The organism is Kitasatospora sp. NPDC059571 (assembly GCF_042735675.1).
Taxonomy (GTDB): Bacteria; Actinomycetota; Actinomycetes; order Streptomycetales; family Streptomycetaceae; genus Kitasatospora.
Genome location: NZ_JBHWBW010000559.1, coordinates 1 through 4733, shown reverse-complemented (window position 1 = coordinate 4733; position 4733 = coordinate 1). Strand labels below are relative to the sequence as shown.

Below are 4733 nucleotides of genomic sequence, written 5' to 3'. Positions count from 1 at the left end.
GCCGCGATCCGTCAGCCCTCGGCCGCGCCGTGCGGCCGGGCCGCCCGGCGGCCGGCCTCCGCGGCAGCCGCCCGGCCGCCGAGCAGATAGCCGGCCTCGAACCGGGTGGAGGCGCCGAGCCGTTCCATGACGACGGCGATCCGCCGCCGCGCCGTGCGCAGGCCCAGACCCAGGTGCCGGGCCACCGTCTCGTCCTTCAGTCCGGCGGCGAGCATGTCCACCAGCTGTCGCTCCTGCGCGGCGGCGCTCGCCGCCCGGGCCCCGCCGGGTGCCCCGTCCAGCGGCCGGGCCCGCTGCCACAGCGTGCCGAACAGGGCCACCAGCGCGTCCAGCAGTACGGACGGGTGCACCACGACGGCAGCCGCCTGCTCGCCCGTGGTCAGCGGCACCAGGGCGGTCCGACGGTCCACGATCAGCAGCTTCATCGGCACCTCGGCCAGCACCCGGGCCTGCTCGCCGGCCTCCCGCAGCCGGCGCACCGTCTCGCCGGCGCCGTCCATCTCCAGCGCCTGCCGGGAGTAGACCACCCGGGCGGGCACGCCCCGGCGGGACAGCGCCAACTCCTCCTCACTGGGCACGAACCCGCCCAGGTAGGGCGGCGTACTGAGGATGTCCACCCCGCTCACCGCATGCCGCTCCAGCAGGTCCACCCGGGCGGCGACGGCGTGCCGGCCGCGGACCACCTCCACCACGTCCGGGCCGGCGTCCCGGCGGGCGGCGGCGCGCCGGTGGCGCTCCGCCAGCTCGGCCGAGCGCAGCCGCAACTCCTGGAGCCTGCCCTCGCGTCGGCGGATCAGCGCCTCCAGGGCCAACTCCGGCGGCAGCAGGGCGAGATCGGCCGTGTCGCCACCGGGGACGAGCAGGCCGAGCGCGCCGAGGCGCCGCAAGGTCCGTGCCACGGCCGGCCGGTCCATTCCGAGGGCGTTCCCGAGGTCCTCCGCGGCGGCCGACGGATGCTCCACCAGATATTCGTAGACCCTGCTCTGAGTCGGCGTCAAGCCGATTTCCCGATACATGACTTGTCCCTTTCCGTTCCACGGGTGGCAACTTGCTGCCGCTGTCCGCAATGGCCGCCCCGGTGCCTTTCACCGGGCTGCCGGCCGGCTGAATACTGGCGCCCGGCCCGCAATCGGGTCGAATTCCGAATTCCCCCGTCCACTGGTCGAATCAGCCAGGAGCCCCCCACCGTGAAACCCTCGATGCACGCGGCGTTGACCCTCGCCACCGCCGGTGTGCTCTCGCTCGCCGTCCTGCCGTCCGCCGGTGCCGCACCCGCCGCAACTGCCGCGCCGACGCGGACCGCAGCGCCCGCCCGGGCGTCGGTCACCCTGATCACCGGCGACAAGGTCCTGGTGCAGGACCCGCAGGGCGCCCAGCCCCGGGTCAGCGTGACCCCGGCAGCCATACCCGGCCGCTCGGTGTTCTTCAGCACCACGATCGGCAGCGACCACCACGTCTCGGTCGTCCCCAGCGACGCGGCGGCCCTGCTCGGCTCGGTCCTCGACCCGAAGCTGTTCGACGTCAGCGCGCTGATCCGGGCCGGCTACGACGACGCCCACACCGCGGCGCTCCCGCTGCTGGTGCAGCACGCACCGGGCGCCGGGCTGCCCGCCGACGGCTCGCTGCACACGGTGCGGGAACTCGCGGGCCTGCACGCCACCGCCGTCCGCCAGTCGCACGGCGCGGCCGCCACCGGCCTGGGCGCGGCGCTGACCGCCGCCGGGCGGGCCGCGCTTGCCGCCCGGTCCGCCGCACCCGCCAAGGGCATCACCGCCGGGCCGCTGGCCGGGGTGACCCACATCTGGCTGGACGCCCCCGTCCACGCCGCGCCCTTCAAGGACACCGCGGCCAAGGACACCGCGGCCGGGGCTGCTGCCAAGGGCACCGCGGCCAAGGCCACCGCGGCCAAGGCTGCCGCCGACCCCGCGCTCGACTGGAACCTCACCCGGATCGGCGCCCCCGAGGCCTGGGCCGCGGGCGTCACCGGCAAGGGCGTCACCGTCGCGGTCATCGACAGCGGCATCGACACCGGCCACCCCGACCTGGCCGACGCGGTGGCGGCCTCCGCCAACTTCACCGACGCACCCGACACCGGCGACCACGTCGGCAGCGGCACCCATGTGGCCGGCACCATCGCCGGCAGCGGTGCGGCGGCCGACGGCAGGCGCAAGGGCATCGCGTACGACGCCCGGCTGCTCAACGTCAAGGTCGCCGACGACCAGGGCAACGGCACCCTCTCCGGCCTCATCGCCGGCATGGAGTGGGCCGCCGCGCACGGCGCCAGGATCGCCGACGTCGGCGTGTTCACCGGCATGGGCACCGACGGGAAGGACCCGCTGAGCCAGTCCGTCGACCAGCTGACCGACCGCTACGGCACGCTGTTCGTCGCCCCGGTGGGCGACTTCGCCGGTGAGACGGTCGGTGCCCCGGCCGCGGCCGAACAGGCCCTCGCGGTGGGCGCGACCGACGCCGGCGACCAGGTGCCGATGTGGTCCAGCAGCGGCCCGCGGACGGGCGACTTCGGCCTCAAGCCCGACCTCGCCGCGCCCGGTGCGGCGATCACCGGCGCGCACGCCGCCGGGACGGACACCGGACCGGTGGTCGACGGCCAGTACACGACGCTCTCCAGCACCCTGCTGGCGGCCTCGCACGCGGCCGGGGCCGCCGCGCTGCTCGCCGGCGCGCACCCCGACTGGGGCGCGGCCCGGCTCAAGGCGGTCCTCCAGCAGAGCACCGACGACCAGGGCACCAGCGCGTACCGGGTCGGCGCCGGGCGGCTCGACGCCGCCCGGGCGCTCCGGCAGCAGGTGGTCGCCGACCGCGGAACCTTCGACTTCGGCGCCGCCGACTGCACCGCCCGCACGCCGATGACCCGTCAGGTCACGCTCACCAACACCGGCTCCACCGACACCACGCTGACCCTCGGCCTGCACCTCGCCGACGTGCGCGGCAACCCCGCACCGGACGGGCTGGCCACCCTCGGCAACGCCCGGGTCGCGGTGCCGGCCGGCGGTTCGGCGACCGTCACCCTGGTCGTCGACCCGCGGGTGAGCGCCGCGGCCCCCGGCCCGTACAGCGGCCGGGTGGTGGCCACCCCGGTCGGCGGCGGTGCCTCGCTGGACCTCGCGGTGGCGTTCTGGTCGATGGGCGACTACTGCCCCGTCCACCTGTCCGGGCTGGACCGCGAGGGCCGTCCCGGGACCGCGGGCGTCCGCTTCATGGACCTGGAGAACGGCGACTTCGGCGACACCGATTTCGACGCCTCCGGCACCACGCTGTACGTCAAGAACGGTGCGTCGCTGAGCCTGATGGCGCGGATGGGCAGCGTGGAGGCGAACGGCCGGACCGCCGCCACCCTGCTGACGGTGCCGCAGATCACCGTCAACGGTGCGACCGACGTGGTCTTCGACGCCCGCAAGGGCAAGCCGTTCTCGGCGTCCGTCCCGGGCGGCGCGGCCAAGACCGACGTCGCCGCGCTGGGCGCCGTCCGGAGCACCACCTACCAGGGCATCAACCTGTTCAGCTACCTCATGATCGCGACCTCGGCGGCCGCCGGCGGGGACGGCATCGACCTCTACGCGGGCCAGGCCACGGACACCCCGGCGACCACCGGCAGACTGGAGACCCTGCAGTACGCACGGCTGAACGACGCCGTCGCCGCGAACCGGCCGTGGACCGCCTCGACCGTCTACGACCTGGGCTGGACCGGGCCGTCCTTCCCGGGCGCGCTGCGGCACGACCTCACCGCGAAGGACGTCCGGGCGCTGGCCGAGGTGGAGACCGAGCAGCGCCAGCCGGGCGCCCTCGGCGACCGGATCAGCGAGAGCCGCTCGCCGCTGGCGGCCGGCAGCGGGAACACCGTGCTGGTGACCTTCCCCGAGTACGTGCACCCCGGCCACCGGACCGAGTACCTGAGCCCGGGCGTCGACTGGATGCAGTCGTTCTCCGTGCAGGCCTCCTTCGACGCCCGGACGGCGCTGTTCGGCAGCAGTGCGCCCGTGCGGTACCGCACCGGTGAGCACCTGCGGCAGGCCGCACTCGGCGGGCCGCTGACCTCCACCGCCACCGGACTCGCCGAGGACCCGGCCACCGGCTACGCGTACCTCACCATGAACGACCTCGCCGACTCCGCGGGCAACTCCCTCACCGGCTACCTGGAGGGGCAGAGCGAGCCGTGGACGTACGCCCGCAGCGCCACGCTGCTGGCCGACGGGCAGGTCGTCGCCCACACCCCGTACCCCGGCATCGACACGCTGAACTTCCGGATGCCGCAGGGGAGGACCACCTGGACCCTGGTCCGCGGCGTGACCATGCCGATCCTGCGCGCCGCCGGCACGCAGGCCCGCACCACCTGGACCTACCGGACCGACCTCGGCAGGGCCGGCCACGGTCCGCTGGTCCTCCCGCTGCTGGACCTCGGGTACCGCACCGACCTGGACACCGCGAACGACGCCCGGGCCGGCCGGCCGCTGCGGATCGGCTTCGACGCCCACCGGGCCCCCGGCGCCGCACCCAGCCGCGTCACCTCGCTCCAGGCCTCCTGGTCCACCGACGGCGGCGCCACCTGGCACCAGCTGCACACCACCCGTACCGGTGACGACGGCGGCTACGAGGCCGTCCTGCCGGCCGAGGCCCTGCGGGCGGGCGGCACCGTCGCCCTGCACGTGACGGCCGCGGACGACGGCGGCAGCACCGTCGACCAGGTGCTGCCGACCGGCTTCCACGTGGCCGGC

General features: G+C 75.4%; 2 protein-coding genes. One reads left to right on the top strand and one right to left on the bottom strand.

Annotated features, from left to right (window positions below; genetic code table 11):
• Nucleotides 1–11: 11 nt before the first annotated feature.
• On the bottom strand, nucleotides 12–1016 hold the full coding sequence (locus ACFV0G_RS35475) for a helix-turn-helix domain-containing protein (protein WP_380556833.1): 1005 nt from the start codon (nucleotides 1014–1016) through the stop codon (nucleotides 12–14).
• A gap of 171 nt (nucleotides 1017–1187) precedes the next feature.
• Between ACFV0G_RS35475 and ACFV0G_RS35470 the strand changes: the two genes are divergently transcribed.
• Nucleotides 1188–4733: S8 family serine peptidase (locus ACFV0G_RS35470; RefSeq protein ID WP_380556831.1), on the top strand; the 3546-nt coding region annotated here is incomplete at its 3' end.